This is a genomic window from Actinomycetota bacterium, from assembly GCA_030018275.1.
Classification (GTDB): domain Bacteria; phylum Actinomycetota; class Aquicultoria; order Subteraquimicrobiales; family Subteraquimicrobiaceae; genus Subteraquimicrobium.
Window position 1 is genome coordinate 18513 of record JASEGB010000011.1, and the last position, 19004, is coordinate 37516.

Here is a 19004-nt window from a genome sequence, read left to right on the forward strand (position 1 = left end):
TTCCTCCCCTTACAGCTCCTTCCAAGAAACTACCCGATAATCAGTACCGGGCAAAACTGGTGGATCTGATATCAAATCCGTATCGTATGTGAAAGTTGGATTGCCTGAGAGGTAGACATACTTAGCGGACGCAGCTCCAAATATTTCGGGATTACCTGAAATCGCCAAGGCACCATTGGGTGCGTAGAGAACTCCACCGAGTTCCGGATTTCCAGAAATGGTTATGGCATTGCCGCTTGCCAGACTGATGAAGGCCAGCTTATTGGTACTACCCGGTGTGTAGATGGAATTTCCGGAAAGCGAAATCCTGCCTTCGGCGACGATGGTACCATCTCCCGTGCTCCCATTCCCCGAAATTCGGACGTCACCTGTGACATAAACCACCCCTCTTATCTCAACCTGAGCATCGCCGCTAACCCTCAAATTTCCGTGAATCACTCCCTGTACCACATAGGTGCCGCTCCTGCTGATATTTACATCACCCCAGGTTTCTCCATTGACCAATGCTTGATTATAAAAACCCAGGGTATTCACGGTGGGGAAGTCCACTGGGCTTACTCCAGTTTGGGTCCCTTGAGTGAAAGTGGGGCGACCGGAAATGATGATCGATCCCGTAGCCGTGGCCAAACCATCTATCTCGGGATTTCCACTGATTCTAATGTTCGTATTGGCATGTATGTTTCCCATATGATCGAGGGGAGCTGAGTTCGTTTTGGCATTCCCGGACATATCTAAATTGAAATTGGAAGCGATTGCATAATTGAAGACCTGCGGAAGTTGCTTCCTGGCTATGACCTCTACGGTTCTTGTCACCCAACCCGATCCATGCGATACTTTGACCCTACCTTTAGAGGTAATAGTCAGCTCGTTCTCTCCGGGTCCATCCACGACCTTCATGGTGTACTTGGATTTGTTGTTTTCCAGCCAATATTCCAGGCTGCCATCGGGTCGCCAAGGAGTTGAATCATCCGCGTGCCCACCGAGAGCTGAGGGAGTATTGAGATTCCACAACGCATAATTGATTCCCGATTCAGCTACGTATAGGGCATTGGTTTGACTCTTTTTAAATTGGGCGATTTCTAAACCATTTACCGTCAAACCGATGGTGCCCGTGAGGAAAACCGTGAGCACGGCGAGGACCATCAAAGTGGTAAAGATTGCTACATAGCCCTCTTCTTTTCTCAGAGCGCTTGTAAACCCGTTGTACATCTTTCGCCTCCAAAACCAACTTACTCTCTATTTGTTATCGGCATCCTTTGCCTATCCCTTTATAGATTTGGGATGGAACTCACCTTTCGCTTTTAACTCCTTGCGCTTTTATTAAGGTTCGCTCCAGGGAAAACCCCCTCTTAACCCCAGAAATTTCCAGGAAATCGAGGGCTATGAGTCTTGGAGGCTTTAGCTGTATGTGAAGCAGATATAGGGAATAGGGGATATCCTCTTCGACTCGGAAGGTTCTCAAACCTGCAGCTCCCGTGGTTCCAGCATTAATGAGAACCGTCCCCTTAATCTTTTTGACACTCGGTACATGGGTATGACCACACAGGATAATGGGTACAGCTCCCATGGCTTCCTCGGCCATCCTTCGATCGTGAACCGCCAAAATCAAGGGTTTCTGCATGGACTTTATTTCCCTGACCAATTCTCGGGCAATCTTCTTCATCGCTCCGTTGGAGGCAGGTGTCATCCGAACCGAATTTGAGGCTGGATCGGGGAAACCAAGCAACTTAATCCCTCCGATGGTCACCGGTTCACCCTCCAAAACCCCGATATTTTCAATTCTTTTGAGCTCGGCGATTACCTGAGGAGAATCATAATTGCCTGCTACCCGCTCAACCAGATCCACAGCCGCCGGGTTGTTGTGAATATCTGAGATGTGTAGGACTCTTATCGTCTCCTTATCGAGCTCTACGGGTCCCCATGCTTCCACCCTTGAATAAAATTTGTGAAGGTTTGTCGCGATTAATCGGATTTCCTTTCGAAAAATCTCGATAGCGCTCAGTTTTTCCTCCACTCGACCAACGATCCACGGGGCTGCCACGAGTGCGCCGATGACCCGGGGGCGTTGCCTCAATGCATCTGCATCAAAAGTACCATAAGTGGTTCCAACGAGCAGCAAAGCGAGACATAAACCTATTAGAATGCCCTTGAGGACTGAAATCAGGCTTCGTTTGGGAAGAAAAAGTGCACCCGCCGCCCCTCCCAGAGCTGCGAAAAGGAAGAGTCTAAATATGAAATTCCAAATGATTGCACGCGCTCTTTCCTCCAATTTTCGCAGCAGTTCTCCTGACCTCAAGGTTCCCATGGATATTCCCTTGAGTTTTTGGAGATCGATTCTGATTAATGTAACTTTGAGTTCCAATGGTGAGAGGTGAGTTTGAGCTTTTACCTCACCCAATGGGGGAATGGAAATGGAAGTGGAGGGTTTGACGCTCAGTTCGATCTCAAATCCATTTAAATCGTAAGAGGCTGGACCCAAAAGGGTTATGGACAATAAACTGAAGAGGCAGGTACAGAGGATGAGTAAGGCGCGTGCTTAGCCCATGAATCGTTTCATTTACTTATCTTTTAACTCTTTCTTTCGCTTATTTTGCCTTGAGGTTTGAATATCCTTCCACTTTTCCTGAGCTAAGGAAAAGCCCACGCTCAAAGCCAATTCGTGAAGTTTACCCCTTTCCTTTGCCTTGCAGACGTGTTCCTCGCCTATGATCTCTCCCTTAGCTATAATGATCCGGTCCTGGTCATCTTTGATCGTCATCCCGGCCATTTTGCCCAGGCAATATGCTTCTTCCTTTTCCCCGAGGACTCTATCGATGCCCTTTTTTGTCTTCGCAGCGCTCTTGGCGAGATGCTCAAAGGCCTCCTTTAACCCGAAAGACTCTTCCTGAACCTCATCCGAGACGATTACTGCATCCTCGCCCACACTGACGAGCATGGTTGCCGGTATGCCACTTCTCCCTCGGGTTATATCCTTAACCCAACCCCGGGTCACCTCCAGCTCCCTAAGGGCTCCGGAATCCGCGTGTATTATTACGTCGCTTACCTCCCCCAACCTTGTGCCAGCTCTCGTTAAAACCGGGGTATTTAAAATTCCAAGCTTTTTTTCCATCAAATTCTTGATCTCAGGGGCTTTTTTTGAGGGGATCAAAACATCGCGATTTGGAAGTATCAGTGCATTCTCTCCGATGCTTTCAACCTTCTCATACAGGACAAACTTAACTCCCCCCAAGAGACCCTTAATCCCGATGGCAATTACTCGCAGAGTCATGTTCTCCGGATCAAAAATTACATCTTTAACCTTGCCTATTTCTTTGCCCTCCTCTAAAACAACCACCGGGAGATTCAAAATATCACTTACTCTCATCGATCACAGCCCTCTATGTTCATGCTCTTTAAAGGGAAAGTCACTCTTCCTTCTTGGCCTTTTTCTTCGCTTCCATCTTCTCCTTTACCGTCTCTACCTGGCTTTTTATTTTCTCCCTCGCTTCCTCAATTTTCTCCTTCAAACCTTCAGTTTTTTGACAGGCAGTCTCCTTGCCGGACTCGATGGCCTCTCGCAATTTTTCTTTCTGGACCTGATAGGCTTCCTTTCCCGTTTCCATGAGTTCTTCAGCTTTTGATTTCAGCTGCTCTCTGGTTTCCCTCCCGGGTCTGGGAGCGAAAAGTAAACCCGTTAGAACTCCAACGATTCCTCCGAAAATAAAACCTATGAGCCCCGCCAAAAATCCGCCACGCCTTTCGGCCATTCTTCCTCACCCCCCTCAAGAGTGTGCCTTTGTTTAACATCTTCATTGTAGGAGAAACCCCTCCCCCTTTCAAGGAAGCGGTTTAACCCTCATGTAATTGATGTACAACGTCTGAATGAATTTTATGGGAAAACCTCGACCGAGTATGCGAGCGGCCAAATCGATCCTTTTATTGGGCATCCTCAATAGCCAGCCTTGAATTCTTAAAAAGAGGGAAAAGGCAAACCTGTGTCTGTGGACGAAATGTTGGTACTCCTTTAACGCCTCCCCTAAGGCGCATTCCCCATCGATGACCTTTTGAATTATCTGCCCACACCTCTGACCAAAATAAATGCTTTGTCTTATTCCCTCGCCGGTCGTAGGGAAAGCTTGTCCAGCGGAGTCGCCCACTAAAAATAGGTGACCAACGGTGGGTTTTCGCAATTTAAAGGGGATGAATCCGCCATGCACTCTCCCCATGCTCAGTCCAAAACTGGTCACGAATTCTCTCAAACGGCTCATCAGATTCGTATTCCCCGTATAGCTTCCCAACCCAAATCGACACCTTTCCCCGGCGGGGAAAATCCAGGCATAACCGGTCTCAATCACCTTTGGATCCATGAAGAAAGAGAGCTCTTGGCCCTGGCTCTGGTAGTAAACTTCGGTTTCCACCCCGAAAAAAAGTTCCTCTTTGCTCACAAAATCCTTCTGGATGGATGAGGCGAGCCTCGCCCGCCATCCCGTACAATCCACAATGCAAGGTGAGAAAAAGGAGCCCTTATCCGTAATCAACTGCCCATCTTCAAAACCCAAGACGTTGGCTTTTAGGAATTCTCCATGAAATCTGTGAGCCAACCGGAGACAGCATTCACGATAATCGAAGGTGCAAAGGGGCTCCACGGTTTGATATTCCGTACATCCAAAGGAGGTTTGAAATCTTACCCTCCCCAGTATTTGAAGCACTGAATCCTCGCAGCCCAATGACCGCAATACCTCGTAATATGTGGCGCAGGCGGAGGTGGGCAAACTGCCTATATCCTTGCGATCGATCAACAGAATTTTTCCCCTAAGTTGGGTGGCGACCGACAATCCCGCGAAACTCGCTCCGGCGATGATGGCATCGTACTTCATGTGACCACCGAATTATACCTGACCCTGAACTGGACTATTAACGAGTTTGGTTTACACATATATTTAAGGGAGGGGTAAGTGTTAAGAAAGTGTCGGAGCCTCGCTTATGAAAACTTTTGAACAGACTCACAGTTCTGTAGCGAGGCGAGACCCGAGCGGCCCCGAAGGACTCGTTTCACTCGCCAACGGGGTAAACGGCCGTAACTGCGCCTGCCCCGTAGACGCGACAGCGTTCTTCGGGGTGTTTTCGGAGCACTTCACCCCGACCATAGTGCTAACCCATCTTGTTAATAATGCACCTGAATTTATCTTTCAAGTGCTAATCTCACTAGCTTGTCCACCAAATCTGGAAATTCCATTCCCGCCGCTTTGGCGGCCATGGGAAGAAGGCTCGTTTCGGTCATTCCGGGGCTGGTATTGAGCTCAAGTACGTAGGGGACATCATCTTCGCCAATTATCATATCCACTCGTGAGACATCGCGACACCTAAGGATACGATGAACTTTAACCGCGGTGTTCTGGACTTTTTCGGTGAGTTCCTTCGATATCCTTGCAGGCACGAAGTAATCGGTCATTCCCATGGTATACATGGACTCAAAATCGAAGAATTCTTTTTTGGGGACAATTTCTACCACGGGTAATGGTTTAGGATTAGCGTTTCCGATGATGCTTACGGCCACTTCTTTCCCCTTGATATATTCCTCCAAAAGCACCTTATCATCGTAACTCAAGGCTCCAATCAAGGCACTGGGCAACTCTTCTGGCGTCTTTACGAACTTTATGCCCAGAGCCGAACCCTGGCAGGCGGGTTTGACCACAATCGGTAAACCTATTTTTTTGATCACCTCGCCCAGAACACCCGAGGCTCCCATCTCCTTAAAGCTCCCTGAGCTCAGCGCGTAGAATTTTGGGGTGGGGATTCCCTCGATTTGGAAAATTTCCTTTGATAGGACCTTATCGAAACCAACTATACTTGAGTAAACGCCTGGACCCGTGTAAGGGACACCCAGTATCTCCAGAAGCTCTTGGACGGTTCCATCCTCTCCGTACTTACCATGAAGGGCGATATATACCAGTTCTACATGCTCTCTTAGCAGGTTATTGACCAAATTTTCATTTATATCCAGCTGTATGACTTTGTATCCCTTTTCCTTAAGGGCGTCGGAAATCCTGCGGCCGCTTTTTAGCGATACCTCCCTTTCCAAAGAGCGACCTCCCATGAGTACGGCAATTTTCTCTCTCACCTTCATCTCCCCCTATAGGAAAATTTCTCCTTCAAAGACCGTAACCGCCTTACCACCCACCTTAATCAGATGAACCTCCGTATCGGTGAAGTGCAATTCTACTATGATCTCGCTTGGACGGTTGAGAACATGCCCTTGCTCAGCGATGAGGGTCAGCGGTGAGTTCCCCCTTATGATCTTATTCTTCACCAGATAAGCTCCCAAAGCTCCATTGGCGATACCGCTGGCGACCTCCTCCGGGATGCCAAGCTTTGGAGCAAAGGATCTCGTGTGAACCATGGCAATGGGTGAAATCGTTTCAAGGGTGAACACGTGAGTGCAAGCCCCGATTTCCTCATCGAGTTGAGTAAGGGAGTTAAAATCGGGTTTCATTTCCTGAAGTGTGGGTAGGTGCTTGAGTGGCACCATGAGCCTGGGCAAGCTGGTGGAAACGATTTCCACCGGGAAACTGGCTCCGGCTATCTCCGATGGATCGATTCCAAGAGCATCGGCCAGCCTCTGCAGTGAGCCTTCGAAGGGAGCAAAAACTGGTTTTACCTGCGTTGTCATGATCTTTCTTATCTCTGCTCCACGACAATGAATTTCAATGGGGAGGATCCCAGCCTTCGTTTGCTGAACGATTTTCATGACGGGTCCCTTCGGGAAGAACCTCGCTTCCTCCACCATGGTGTGGACGGCGGCAATACTGGCGTCACTTAAGAGATCCACCTCAGTCTTTGGGGTGTAAAAGCGAACTTTAAAATCGGCTTTCTTTTCGGTGGGTTTTAAAATGAATGCCGTTTGAAGATCCATTTCTCGAGCAATTTTTGCCATTTCACCCTCGGTCAACTCGTCTCCCTCTGTTACCACCGCTATGGGATTGCCGGCAAAGGGTACGGAGGTGAAGGTATCCACCTGTTTGATTCTGATCCTCTTCATGGGAAATCCCCTAAAGGTGTAATTTCTTAGCCACCGATTTATACAGTATGATGTACCTTTTAACGACCTTGGAAAGTCTCTTTATTCCCTCGTGTATGACCTCTTCTTCCGGGTAACAAAAGGCCAAACGCATGTAATTCTTACCGCTCGCATCGGCAAAGAATCCCCGGCCCGGAACATAGGCGACCTTTTCTGAAATTGCCTCCGCCAACATCTCAGTGGTATCGACATACTCCGGTAAAGCCACCCAAACGAAGAAACCTCCCTGCGGCTTTGTCCATCTCACCTCGTCGGGGAAGAACTCCTCCAAAGCCTGGAGCATGGCATCCCTCCTGCTCCGATAAATTTCAACTAACTTCTCTATATGCCTCTTCCACAGATTGTGGGTAAAGTATTCCTCCACGACTCTTTGGGCGAAGGAGCTTGAGCACAAGTCGGCAGCCTGTTTCGCAAATATAAGCTTTTCAAGAATTGGTTTTGGCGCCACAACCCATCCCAGTCTCAAACCTGGAGAAAATATCTTTGAGAAAGTCCCCACGTAAATTACCGAATCGTCCATGGCTTTCAAGTTCTTTATGTCCTCTCCCTCAAATCTCAGCCGTCCGTAGGCGTTATCCTCCACAACGATTAAGCCATGCTCCCTTGCCAAACTTAAGAGGTGCTCGCGTCTCTTCAGGGAAAGGGTGACTCCGGCGGGGTTGTGGAAATTGGGGACCAAATAAATGAATTTGAGGACCTCGCCTTTCTTTGTAAACTCTTCGAGGGTCTCCTGTAAAAGGTCAACCTGTAAACCATCCTTATCCAGTGGGATGGAGACAATATTGGCTTCATAACTGGCGAAGGCATTGAGTGCCCCCACGTAGCTTGGTGCCTCCACGATGATCTTATCGCCGGGATTGATGAAGATCTTGCTCAATAAATCCAAAGCTTGCTGTGCCCCGTCGGTGACCAAAATATCATCGAAATCGACCTTTATGCCCTCTTCCTCCATGAGCTTTATTATGTGCTTCTTCAATCCCTTATGCCCCTCGGATGGACCATATTGAAGCGCTGCACTTCCCTCTCGTTGCATGGCATGTTCTGTGGCCTCAACTACCTTCTCAAAGCGAAAGAGTCTCGTATATGGCAGACCACCAGCGAGGGAGATAATATCCGGTCTCGCCGTGACGCTCAGCAAATCTCTGATCCCAGAAGATTTCATGGAAGCAGTTCTATGGGCATATAATTCCACCCATTTATCGAACTTGAATTCGGTCATAGATTTCACCCATCATTAAAGAATTCAACCATACTAAACAAAAACCTCTCATCCTAGCGGACGAGAGGTTGATCTCGCGGTACCACCACTTTTCGCCAGAACCTTGCGATTCCGACCTCGGAAAGTACTCATAGTACCTCCGCCTTTAACGCAGCTCGCGTCCAAACCTACTTTCCGTTCGGCTTGGCGGCTCCGGGACGGCTTTCCGCAAGATACTGGTATCGGACTCTCACCTACCTCCGACTCTCTTGCACCTAGCTGGTCTTACGTACTCTTCCCTTCAAAGCCTTTTGATAAAATTTAGGTTTAGAAAAATAATATTACATACTCTCAGGGATGTCAAACTTGCGAATTGCCTCACCTAAAATCTACTCCAAATTGTATCGTTGCCTCAAATAAAAATCTACTTGAAAAGGAGTGAGCTTTTAGGTTGCCCTTTTAAGATCAACCATTATGGCACTAACCATGGGAGAAAGAAAAGCAGTGACCAAAAAAGTAAGCTAGTGCCCCCTCAATGCTCCCCTATGCCACTTTCGTCAAGGAAGCCCTTTCACATTTTTGGTTGTGATAGTCGATATAGCTTAGGATGCCCTCGCCTAACTCCTGTTTGGTTTTATAGTTACTGCCAGAAACAGCAAATCTCTTCAAGTTTTGAAAGAATGGCTCGATATGGTTGAGCCAAGCTGAGTTCGTCGGAAGAAAGATAAGCTCAACTCTGCCATCTTCCTCAGCCCACTTGTAAACTTCTCTGTGTTTGTGAGCCGAGAAATTATCCAGGATTATGTAGAGCATATCTTGAGGATAATCCTTCCTTAACTCCTCAAAGAACTCAATTACTTCTTGATGCCTTTTTCTCGAAAACATCTTCCCTTTTACTTTGCCTGTTTCAACCTCAAGGGCTGCGAGTAAGTTTCTTGTTCCGCCCCGGCGGTAGCGGGCAGGAATTCTTTCTGGCTTTCCTCTCTTTTGCCAGGAACTTCCGGGATAAGGCTTAACCTCAACTGGCCCCAGTTCATCGAAGCAGAGTAAGATCCCATCTTTGGGCGGATTGGTGTAGAGGTCAAGTACTCGGTTTTTTTAACCTCAAATTCGGGGTCATTTGACTCCATCCAAGTCTTTGTTCTCTGAAAGGAGATGCCTTCCTTCTTTAGAATCTTTCGGATGCTTTCATGGCTTATCGAGGAAACAACTCCAGTCCGGATGAGATACTCTTTTAGTTTCATAAGAGACCAGGCTGTTATTGGCTCACCCAAATCCTTAGGCCTTGCAGTTGCTATCTTTACGATCTCACAACAGATGGAGTCCCCAAAAGTTGGGGGAGACCTCCATTTTCCCCTTTTTTGAGAAGTCCCTCAAAGCCATGCTGATCATATACCTTTATCCATTTGCGGACAGTCTTTGGGTGGATATTAACCTTAGGCGTTATCTCTGGGGCTTTGTACCCCTGGCTTGAATAAAGGATTATACGGAGTCTCTTCTTCACCTCCTCAGGGATATTGCTGTCAAGCAGGTGGTAAATGTGTTGCGTCTCTTGCTCCGAAAGTGGTCTGACGTAGACTGCCATCTCTTCCTCCTTTTCTGGCACAGATGACTACCCTGTCTTTCCCATTATCCAAAAAGGGAAATGGTTGCTTGATAAAGTATTCTACCGCAAGTTTGATGCGGCACTAGATACCAAAGGGCAGCTAAAAAGGAGAAGGAATCGATCCTCGATGAGTTCGTCAAATTGACCGGTTACAATCGCTCATATGCCGCATATCTTTTAAGGAACTGGGGAAGAAAAATAAGGGTAAGATTTGAAGGAAAGGATATGGTGATAATCCTGGGAGGAAAAGAAAGAAAAGGCAGAGGAAAGTCGAGAGGAAATATGACCAAAAGGTCCTCTTGGCCCTAAAGAGGATCTGGATCATCTGCGACTGCATCTGTGGCAAAAGACTCCATCCCTTCCTTCCCGAGATAGTTCCGGTTTTGGAGGGATTTGGGGAACTAGAGATTGGCGATTAGGTGAGGGAAAGGCTCTTTTAAGATAAGCCCGGCAACCATGGACAGACTTCTTGGCTACGAGAAAAGAAAGCTTCAACTCAAGGGAAGGTCGACCACAAAACCGGGAACCCTACTCAAAAACAAGATACTCGTGAGAACCTTCTCCGACTGGGATGAGCAAAAGCTGGGATTTTTGGAGATAGAGATGGTCTCCCATGATGGAGGAAGTACAAGGGGGGACTTCATTCAAACCCTGGATGCCACTGACATCTGTACAACTTGGACGGAGACAAAAGCAGTTAAAAACAAGGCCCAGAGGTGGGTATTTGAGGCCCTTGAAGAGATGACAAGGAAGGTTCCCTTCGATGTCTTAGGGATCGATTCAGATAATGGGTCTGAGTTCATCAATGCTCATCTCTTGAGGTTCTGCGGAAGGGAAAAGATCACCTTCACCAGAAGTAGACCATACAGGAAGAATGACAACTGTTTTGTGGAACAGAAGAACTATTCTGTGGTGAGAAAAACTGTGGGCTACCCAAGGTACGATACCGAAGAGGAGCTAAAGGTGTTAAATGAGCTATTACTATTTGAGGTGTACACAAATTTCTTCCAACCGACGATGAAGCTCGTTGAGAAGACAAGAGTTGGCAGTAAGGTCAAAAAGAGATATGATCGGGCAAAGACACCCTTTAAGCGGGTATTAGAGTCACCACATGTCCCCGAAGAAAACAAGGAGAGGCTCAAGGGGGAGTATGTTACACTTAATCCTGCGGAGCTCAAAAGAAAGATCACCAAACTACAGACAGAACTATTGAAGCTGGCGACCTCAAGGGAAAAGTTGAGAGGAAAACAAGAGAAAGGAAACAAAGATTTCGAATACATTTTTGATGAGGCAACGAATACTCATTTCGAATACCTTTTTACATGAGGCAACAAGACTTGACCCTTGCTTGTGGGCTTCTTATAATCAAAGGACAGATACATACGGGGCTGTAGCTCAGTTGGATAGAGCGGCTGCCTCCTAAGCAGCAGGTCGCGCGTTCGAATCGCGCCAGTCCCACCACTATTTTGGCAGGTTAGAGGGGAAGGCATTCTCAGTATACATTGTCGAGAATGCTTTCTCTTTTGATTTTTCTAACATTTTTCTAACAGATTCGCCAAAGACAGTGCTCTGAAGCCTCTCTCCGGCACCGTGTTGCACCTGTGGCATTAAGTGCCCGTATCTGTCCAAAGTCACCTGCAATGAGGAATGCCCTAGCTGCTGCTGTATGAACTTGAGGTTTTCTCCCTGGGCGATGAGAAGAGAGGTATAGGTGTGGCGAAGATCGTGAAATCTTATCTTGCGAAGACCGGCACGCCTTAAAGCCGGTAAGAAGTGGCGCCTTACCATATTCTCGGCGTCCATTATCTTTCCCTCTTTGTTTGGAAAGACAAGATCGAGTTCACTCGGTGGACAAGAAAGCCTGTGTCTTTTTAAGACGGATATAAGATAGGGGGGAACGATGATTCCCCTTATAGCCGCCTTCGACTTCGGTTCCTGAAGCTTTCCTAAAACCAGGGAGCGCCTGACATGGATTTGATTTGTGGCCCAATTGATGTCCGACCACTTCAGGGCCAAAAGCTCTCCGCGTCTCATTCCCGTAAGAGCCGTGGTCAAGAACAGGGGATAGTATTCGGGATCCTTGATTTTTACATTCTCCAGGAACATTCGAAGCTCGGAAGTCGAGAGGAAATCCATCTCCTTCCTTTCAGCCCGGGGCTTTTCCACATATTGTGCTGGATTGTTTACAAGGTATCCCCAGATAACCGCCCTCTTTAAGATGGTTTTCATTATCCGCAAGTGATATCCAATGGACGTTGAAGAAAGCTTTCCCTCTCTCCGCTTCTTGGCAAGCCATTTACTGCGCCTCTAGATGCTTTCATTTGCGCCTTAGGCGTTTAAGATCGCCCACTCAACAGGTGCCCGATATTCACGCTCCTTCAAAGACTCTACAATGACCCTGTGAAGCCCAAGCTTCTCCCAGAGCTTCCTTAAGATATATGCCCCTCCCAGGGGGACACTCTTAATGTATTGCAAGGGAGAACCACCTTTACCTTTGTCCAGAGAGACCTGAACCTGAAGGGCATCCTCTGGACTTAAGAAACGACAGAGACTCCTGGCCAATCTCTTAATGGCATCAATGTCGAGTTCATCTGCCCTACCAAAGCTATATATAACATCAGCCCTTGCAAAGCCTCATCAACTATGACCTAATCCCAGTCAACGCTTCGAAGGGATGGCAAAATTTCCTTTCTCTTTGTAAAGTCAATGGATGTAATAACCTGATTCTCCCTTCGCCATGGATTCTCTGCATAGTGGGCACCCAATAAACCTCTATCAATCACTGTGATGGGTTCTTGAAACTTCTCCTTTAATTCCCTTCTCCATTGGTCTTTGAGATGCCCTGGAACGACTACTAGAATCCGCCTTGCAAGACCGCGTAATTTCAATTCTTTGATGATCAGTCCTGCCATGATGGTTTTGCCCGCACCAGGATCATCTGCAATGGTCATTTGGCTTGCCTCAATGCCTTGGCGGCATCCTCCGGTGAAATGATGTTGATATAAATTCCCGTCCCCCATTCAAATCCTGCGGGCATGGTCAACCTGGGGATTATCTCTATATGCCAGTGATAAAAGAGCAAACCCGGTGTCCTTAAGGGTGCTACGTGAATCATGAGGTTATAAGGTGGGTCATTTAACACCTTGCTCATTTTCCGGAAAACCTTGGAAATCATTTTGGCTAAATCGCTCACTTCCTTTTGCGTTATCTCCTCAAGGGCTGCAGCATGTTTCTTTGGAAGTATGTACAACTCGCAGGGAAATCGAGAGGCAAAGGGGCAAAGGGCGAACATGGTATCGTTTTCCAGTACCTTTCTACTCACTTTAGCTTCCGCTTCCGCCTTTATCATCCTGCAATAAATGCATTCCTTGTTCCGTAAATAATAGTCCTTGGCCTCCTCAAGCTCTTCAAAAATTCTGGGTGGAATTATGGGGGTAGCTACCAATTGAGAATGAGGGTGTTCTAAGGAGGCCCCCGCCGCCAGCCCATAGTTCTTAAAAATGAGCACATAGGTGATGCGTGGGTCCCTTCTCCAAAACTTATAGCGTTGACAGTAAGTACGAATAACCGCCTCTATCTGACTTGGGGGCATTGTGGCCAGGGTATCCTCGTGGTTTGGGCTCTCCACGATCACTTCGTGAGCTCCCACCCCGCTCAAGAGGTGATAAATGGTATCCGCCTCGGCTTGACTAAGTTCTATTTCAGGCCTAAGGGCTGGATACTTGTTGGGGAGCACCCGTGTCTTCCAACCTTTGGTTCGCTTATCTATCTCCCCAGGCCATATGGCATGTACCTCTTCTGGAGGAGCCATCTCCTCACCACCGCAAAATGGGCAGGGTCTTAAGGCACTGGGTGGTCCAACCTCCCTTTCTCTAAAATCGCTGGGCCTCTTCCCGCGTTCGGTGGACAAGACTATCCAAGTGTGACTGGTAGGATCCTTTCTGATTTCGGACATCTTTCCTCCAATTCCTACACCGTCTGGATTTCTAATGGTATTAGAATTTATCGTAAACCATGTGACTGCTTCAAGCAAGAGAGTGAGGACCTGCTATAATAAATTCACGGAGCTTAAATTGATGAATTATGGTAAACTGGGTTTGGCTTGAGACTCTGCGGGCAATGAGAAGGATTTTCTAAAGCAGGTACAAATAAAAAGAGGAGGTGCTTTAGGCCATGATCAAAAAGTGGTTCAATGAGCGTACCTTCCACCATAAGCAGTTTTCAAACATTTCCAAGCTAGTGAAACTCAAAAAAGAGCAAGATTTGTTCATTAGCTTGGGGCTGCCCACGTTCAATGTTGAAAAATCCATTGGAGAAATCATTTCCGTCATCAAAGAAAGCTTAGTAGAAAAGTATCCCCTCTTGGATCAAATCGCCATCATCGATAGCCACTCCTCAGATGCCACGGTTTCCATAGCGCAGGAGTTAGGTGTGGAAATCTACTTTGACGATGAGGTCTTGACATCCATGGGTACCGAGCAGGGGAAGGGAGAGGCGTTGTGGAAAAGTCTACATGTTCTCACCGGTGATATCATTGTCTGGATCGATTCCGATATCGAAAACATCCATCCTCGATTCGTATATGGGTTGGTTGGTCCCCTTCTGCACAATCCAGAAATCGCTTTTGTGAAGGGATTTTATCAGCGTCCCATTCGGGAACAGGGGCGTTTAAAAGAAACTGGTGGCGGAAGAGTCACCGAAATTTTGGCAAGACCAATCCTCAATCTCTTCTATCCTGAGCTAGCCTGTTTTATTCAACCTCTTTCCGGCGAATATGCGGGGAGAAGGGAAGTGCTGGAAAGTGTCCCCTTCTATACGGGATATGCGGTGGAATTTGGGCTACTCGTGGAAATTTGGCGCCAATTTGGTTTCATGTCCATGGCTCAGGTGGATTTGGAGAAGCGGATACACCCAAATCAGCCAACTCGAGCCTTGGGGAGGATGGCCTTCGCCATCTACCAGGCCGTCTTTCAGCTCCTCGATGAGGACAACAAAATTAGGCTCCTTACGAGACTAAATAAAGTTCTGCGGACCGTAAAGTATCGAGAAGGAACATACACCTTGGTTGATAACGAAATAAAGATAGCGAAAAGGCCGCCCATAAATAGCGTCCCCGAATACACAGCCTATCGCAAACAACTAGCCGTATCTGCCGAGGAAATGTAGGTGGAAGTCGATCCATAATCAACTCAAATGGGATGGGATCCTTAAAAGAAAGAACGATAGTGAAAAGCGCAGAGAAGATAAAAAATCTCATTCATGGAGTGAGGGTGATTTACACGGACATCGATGGCACCCTTCTGGGACCGGGGGGATGCCTCTTTTTAACACCGGATAAAGAATATACCCTGCAAACGGCGGAAGCCATCATTCTGACCCACAAATGCAATTTAGATGTGGTCATGGTTTCCGGGAGGAATAAAAATCAGCTCCTGGGGGACGCCAGAATCTTAGGTTTTAAAAATTATATAGCGGAACTTGGTTGTGAAATAGTTTATAACCTGAGCGAAAAGGTCATCCTAAACGTGGGGAACTTTCAAATAACCGAGGGAAGCGTTTTCAATACCATAGCTAATTCTAAAGCCCCAGAATTTCTCCTTAAAACCTTTTCAAATCGCTTAGAATACCATACTCCCTGGTCTGTTGGGCAGGAGTGCACCCACCTGTTTAGGGGTTACATCGATGTGACCAAAGCCAATGAGTTGCTCCGGGAAAAGAGTTTCACCGATCTTAAGATCGTGGACAACGGCGTTATCAACCAGAGAGGCTCTTTAAAAGAGATTCCAGAAGTCCATGCCTATCATCTGCTGCCAAGATGGAGCGATAAAGCATCGGGTGTGCAAAAGGATAGAGAGATAAGGAAACTTCCCAAAAATGCCGTTATCGCCATCGGGGACGCTCCCTCCGATGTTGCCCTAAGTTCTCAAGTGGGAGCCGTATTCATAGTCAAAAACGCCTTGGGCAAATATTCCGATATCGGAAGGCAGATTCTTTCCCAGGAAAATGTCTTCCTCACTCATGATGAGATGAGAATCGGCTGGGCCGAAGTAATTCACTTCCTGGTCGAGAACAAGCTGCTCATTCGCAACCCATGACCCTTGACCCGCGAACCATAACCTGAATATTAACGAGTTAGGTTGACACTTTTGTCATTCGAGGGAGGGGTAAGTGCGGAGAAAACCCTTTTACTTTATCACAATCGATTTTTTGTATTTGGATAAGGCCTCTTCACTGATCTGATATATGGCGGGAGGGGGAATTTCTCCAAGACCTAGAGTCGCCTTGAGTTCCTGGGAGATGTGCTGGACACACTCGTCTATGACCCGGTCTTGAAAGGGAACGATGTAAATCCTTATCCTCACGAGGATCTTATCGGCGAAGGGGATTACGCCAAGCATCTTTGGCGGGGCTAGGAGAAAGTGTTGCCTTTGGACTAAATCTTTACTCAAGTGGCTTAAAGCCTCTTTTGCCTCAGACTCTTCAATATCGGTTGGCAGGGTGAAATCCAAATTATAGGCTAGATATCCATGGGTGTACCTATCCACGCCGACTATACTCCCATTGGGTACATAATGGAGGTTCCCATTTAAATCCCTTATTTTGGTTACTCTGAGTCCAAACTCTTCCACTATGCCATAGGCTTCATAGGGTCCAGCTTTTAAATGCACCAGGTCGTCGACGGCGTATTGGCTTTCAAAGAGGATGAAAAATCCGGAGACCACATCCCTCACCAGGCTTTGAGCGCCGAAACCCAAAGCGATGCCCACGACTCCAGCGGCGGCGATCATGGGGACGGGATCCACTCCCAATTCTTTTAAGATCATGAAACCGCAAATGAAGAAGATCAAATATTTCAGCAGATTCTGAAAGAGGGTTTCCAGTGTATGGGCTTTCTTGCGAGTGGCGATTGCCTCCGGGGTCATCTCCTCTTTCTTCCTCACCCTGAAATGCACGACTCTATGGATAAGCGTGCACCCCACTCGATACGCGACGATGCTTAAAGATAGGATGACGATGATCGCCAATCCTTTGTTGATCGTGTATTTTGCAACTCGTTTAAAAATCTCGTCCCAGCTCCTCTGGGGAAGAATTTCGCTTACACCTCCTCGAATAGCTCGAATTCCTTCGCTTCTTCAATCAATCCTTCGCTCATCTTAAGCATCTCGGATATCGGAACGATCTTGAAACCTTTCTGTTGGAGATAATCGATGACCATGGGAAGTGCCTGTACGGTGTTTTCACGGGAAGCACCCTCATTTCTAAAGAGGGCTCCGCTGTCATGGAATAGAATTGTCCCTCCCCTTCTCACATATAGCTTAATCCGATGGAGTATCGCTTTGGCGCTTATGCCACTCCAGTCAGCGGTACTCACCGTCCACAAAATTATCCTATATCCCTCCTCTCGGAGTATCTTCCGCAGGGCATTGCTATACATTCCTCGAGGGGGACGAAAGAGGCGAGTTTTAACGCCGGTGGCTTTTTGGATCGCCCTATCGGCCTTCCTCACCTGATTTAGAACAATTCTCCTCGTGGACGGAACTAATTCTCGGTGAGAGTAAGTGTGATTGCCGATATCGTGGCCCTCCTCAACTATCCTCCTGGCGATATCGGGATATTTCTCCACCTGCCTGCCCAACACAAAAAAGGTCGCCTTAACACCTTTTGCCTTTAATATATCGAGGATTTGAGGCGTGTATATGGGGTTGGGACCATCATCGAAGCTTATGGAGACCAGACGTTCATGAGGGTCCCCTCTGAATATTCCCTCCTGAGAACCAAAACCGTGATAGACATAATAAGTCAGAAAAATGGCGAGCAAAAAAAGTGAGACACTCAAGGTCAAGAAAATGATCTGCAAGAGTCGTTCAATTTCCTGAAGTTTCCCCCCAGCGGTTTGCCTCAATAAAACCACGGATACGAGAACCAAGGCCAAGGTGAGTAACCAGCGGCGGATTAGTTTGTATCTAGTATGTTTCAAATCCCGACCCTCCTTCAAGTTCCGGGGTCAAATCGTCGATCACTTCAGATCCGCAGGATTGGAAGAGTTCTGAGAGGGTGACAAACTTAAATCCTCTCTCCTTCAATTTTTTAATTATACCGGGTAAAGCCCTTATGGTCATCGTTCTATCCAGTCCTCCGTCGTGAGCCAAAATGACTCCCCCTTCTCCGATGCCTTCAACCACTCTCTTTTGCATTTCCTTCGAGCTCGATACCGAGCTATTTTCCATTGCAACGGACCATAGGATGACTTGATAGCCTTTCTCTCGTGCAATCTTGAAGACTTCGCCATTTATTGCTCCCTTTGGGGGACGGAAATAGCGGGGCTTTGGAGCGCCCAGACGCCGAAGAATCTCCTCACAGCCTTCAATTTCAACATGTATTCGTTCACAGTTGCATCTCGGTAGGTTAGGGTGAGAAAGGGTGTGATTTCCTATCTCGTGGCCCTCCATAATTTCCTCTCTAATTATCTCGGGATAACGTTTAACTCGCTCGCCGATGACAAAGAATGTGGCCTTAATTCCATTTTGCCTCAAAATTTCGAGCACCTTTGGTGTATATTTGGGGTCGGGACCATCATCGAAGGTCAAGGCGATCTTTCCTACGGTTGGGAGGTCTGTTCTATGAAAAATTGTGGATCGAGGAGACCTGATCATCCTTCTTGAGCACAGTTTCCCCGTGTAAGCCTTCGTCCTTTCGATTTCGATGCCCGGTAGTCCCTCCTGGATGAGGGAGAGAATCGCTCCCCTCCCAACCACCCTACAGTTGGAGGAAGTCAGCCTTACTCTCTCCAGTTCCCGCTCCCTTCGATGCCCACCGTTTGCGGCAATGATCGAATCCCCATTTTTTACTACAGCCCGTAGTCCTGCACGGCGACCATTCAACCAGATAATGGGTGGTTCGCCACATCCTTCCCCCAGTAACTGGCCATTCGTATCGTAAAGATCGCCTCTTTTGAGGTGCATCCGCTTCCCCTTTAACATCTGCCCTATGGTGATTCCCCTTCTCACCAAGAAAGGTTCGCCATTGAGCCTTGCGGGGATGTATGGGCGGGAAAAAAATATTATTCCACCCACAAAGATTGGCAAGATCATGAGTTTTGTTTTTAACGGCTCAATCTTAATTAACCCCACAAAAATGAAATT

At 47.4% G+C, this 19004-nt stretch carries 19 protein-coding genes, 1 tRNA gene, 1 pseudogene and 1 other annotated feature; of the genes and pseudogenes, 4 read left to right on the top strand and 17 right to left on the bottom strand.

The window, feature by feature from the left end:
* Positions 1-9: 9 nt before the first annotated feature.
* The 10 genes from QMD66_05630 to QMD66_05675 form a co-directional block, all read right to left on the bottom strand.
* Positions 10-1209 (bottom strand): hypothetical protein, encoded by a 1200-nt coding sequence (locus tag QMD66_05630; protein ID MDI6822319.1) that lies wholly within the window; start codon positions 1207-1209, stop codon positions 10-12.
* A gap of 79 nt (positions 1210-1288) precedes the next feature.
* Positions 1289-2494: a metallophosphoesterase family protein gene (locus tag QMD66_05635; protein MDI6822320.1), complete on the bottom strand. Its 1206-nt coding sequence runs from the start codon at positions 2492-2494 to the stop codon at positions 1289-1291.
* Between the two features lie 63 nt (positions 2495-2557).
* On the bottom strand, positions 2558-3364 hold the full coding sequence (locus tag QMD66_05640; GenBank protein MDI6822321.1) for a PRC-barrel domain-containing protein: 807 nt from the start codon (positions 3362-3364) through the stop codon (positions 2558-2560).
* Between the two features lie 40 nt (positions 3365-3404).
* A complete protein-coding gene (locus tag QMD66_05645) occupies positions 3405-3746 on the bottom strand; it encodes a YtxH domain-containing protein (protein MDI6822322.1) in 342 nt (113 codons plus the stop codon).
* Between the two features lie 69 nt (positions 3747-3815).
* Positions 3816-4856, bottom strand: coding sequence for a hypothetical protein (locus tag QMD66_05650; protein ID MDI6822323.1), 1041 nt, complete (start codon positions 4854-4856; stop codon positions 3816-3818).
* Between the two features lie 305 nt (positions 4857-5161).
* Positions 5162-6100, bottom strand: coding sequence for a D-alanine--D-alanine ligase (locus tag QMD66_05655; protein ID MDI6822324.1), 939 nt, complete (start codon positions 6098-6100; stop codon positions 5162-5164).
* A 12-nt stretch (positions 6101-6112) separates the two neighbouring features.
* A complete protein-coding gene (locus QMD66_05660; GenBank protein MDI6822325.1) occupies positions 6113-7018 on the bottom strand; it encodes a PhzF family phenazine biosynthesis protein in 906 nt (301 codons plus the stop codon).
* 10 nt (positions 7019-7028) lie between these two features.
* Positions 7029-8276 (bottom strand): PLP-dependent aminotransferase family protein, encoded by a 1248-nt coding sequence (locus QMD66_05665; protein MDI6822326.1) that lies wholly within the window; start codon positions 8274-8276, stop codon positions 7029-7031.
* 53 nt (positions 8277-8329) lie between these two features.
* Positions 8330-8569 (bottom strand) — a binding site (T-box leader).
* Positions 8570-8798: 229 nt separating this feature from the next.
* Positions 8799-9287, bottom strand: a complete 489-nt coding sequence (locus tag QMD66_05670) for an IS630 family transposase (protein MDI6822327.1) — start codon at positions 9285-9287, stop codon at positions 8799-8801.
* Positions 9288-9555: 268 nt separating this feature from the next.
* The gene (locus tag QMD66_05675) at positions 9556-9840 is read right to left on the bottom strand and encodes a helix-turn-helix domain-containing protein (GenBank protein MDI6822328.1); all 285 of its coding nucleotides are present in this window, start codon (positions 9838-9840) and stop codon (positions 9556-9558) included.
* A gap of 477 nt (positions 9841-10317) precedes the next feature.
* Here QMD66_05675 and QMD66_05680 point away from each other — a divergent pair, with 477 nt between their 5' ends.
* Both QMD66_05680 and QMD66_05685 read left to right on the top strand, forming a co-directional pair.
* Positions 10318-11187, top strand: a complete 870-nt coding sequence (locus tag QMD66_05680) for a transposase family protein (GenBank protein ID MDI6822329.1) — start codon at positions 10318-10320, stop codon at positions 11185-11187.
* Positions 11188-11245: 58 nt separating this feature from the next.
* Positions 11246-11322 (top strand) — tRNA-Arg (locus tag QMD66_05685).
* Here the strand turns inward: QMD66_05685 and QMD66_05690 are convergent.
* The 4 genes and pseudogenes from QMD66_05690 to galT form a co-directional block, all read right to left on the bottom strand.
* Positions 11323-12090: a site-specific integrase gene (locus QMD66_05690; GenBank protein ID MDI6822330.1), complete on the bottom strand. Its 768-nt coding sequence runs from the start codon at positions 12088-12090 to the stop codon at positions 11323-11325.
* Positions 12091-12189: 99 nt separating this feature from the next.
* Complete coding sequence (locus tag QMD66_05695; protein ID MDI6822331.1) at positions 12190-12423, bottom strand: hypothetical protein; 234 nt, start codon at positions 12421-12423, stop codon at positions 12190-12192.
* Positions 12424-12512: 89 nt separating this feature from the next.
* Positions 12513-12806 (bottom strand): annotated as a pseudogene (locus tag QMD66_05700) (SNF2-related protein).
* Positions 12807-12808: 2 nt separating this feature from the next.
* Positions 12809-13816 (bottom strand): galactose-1-phosphate uridylyltransferase, encoded by a 1008-nt coding sequence (gene galT / locus QMD66_05705; protein MDI6822332.1) that lies wholly within the window; start codon positions 13814-13816, stop codon positions 12809-12811.
* Between the two features lie 218 nt (positions 13817-14034).
* On the opposite strand from galT, the gene QMD66_05710 reads away from it, so the two are divergent.
* Together QMD66_05710 and QMD66_05715 are read left to right on the top strand one after the other, a co-directional pair.
* On the top strand, positions 14035-15027 hold the full coding sequence (locus tag QMD66_05710; protein MDI6822333.1) for a glucosyl-3-phosphoglycerate synthase: 993 nt from the start codon (positions 14035-14037) through the stop codon (positions 15025-15027).
* Between the two features lie 59 nt (positions 15028-15086).
* Positions 15087-15956, top strand: a complete 870-nt coding sequence (locus tag QMD66_05715; protein ID MDI6822334.1) for an HAD hydrolase family protein — start codon at positions 15087-15089, stop codon at positions 15954-15956.
* Between the two features lie 90 nt (positions 15957-16046).
* Here QMD66_05715 and QMD66_05720 read toward each other — a convergent pair whose 3' ends face one another.
* From QMD66_05720 to QMD66_05730, 3 genes are all read right to left on the bottom strand, one after another.
* Positions 16047-16886 (bottom strand): mechanosensitive ion channel, encoded by an 840-nt coding sequence (locus tag QMD66_05720; protein ID MDI6822335.1) that lies wholly within the window; start codon positions 16884-16886, stop codon positions 16047-16049.
* Between the two features lie 71 nt (positions 16887-16957).
* Complete coding sequence (locus QMD66_05725) at positions 16958-17839, bottom strand: polysaccharide deacetylase family protein (GenBank protein MDI6822336.1); 882 nt, start codon at positions 17837-17839, stop codon at positions 16958-16960.
* Complete coding sequence (locus QMD66_05730) at positions 17826-18992, bottom strand: polysaccharide deacetylase family protein (GenBank protein MDI6822337.1); 1167 nt, start codon at positions 18990-18992, stop codon at positions 17826-17828. Before QMD66_05730 ends, QMD66_05725 begins: the two co-directional genes overlap by 14 nt.
* Between the last annotated feature and the right edge of the window lie 12 nt (positions 18993-19004).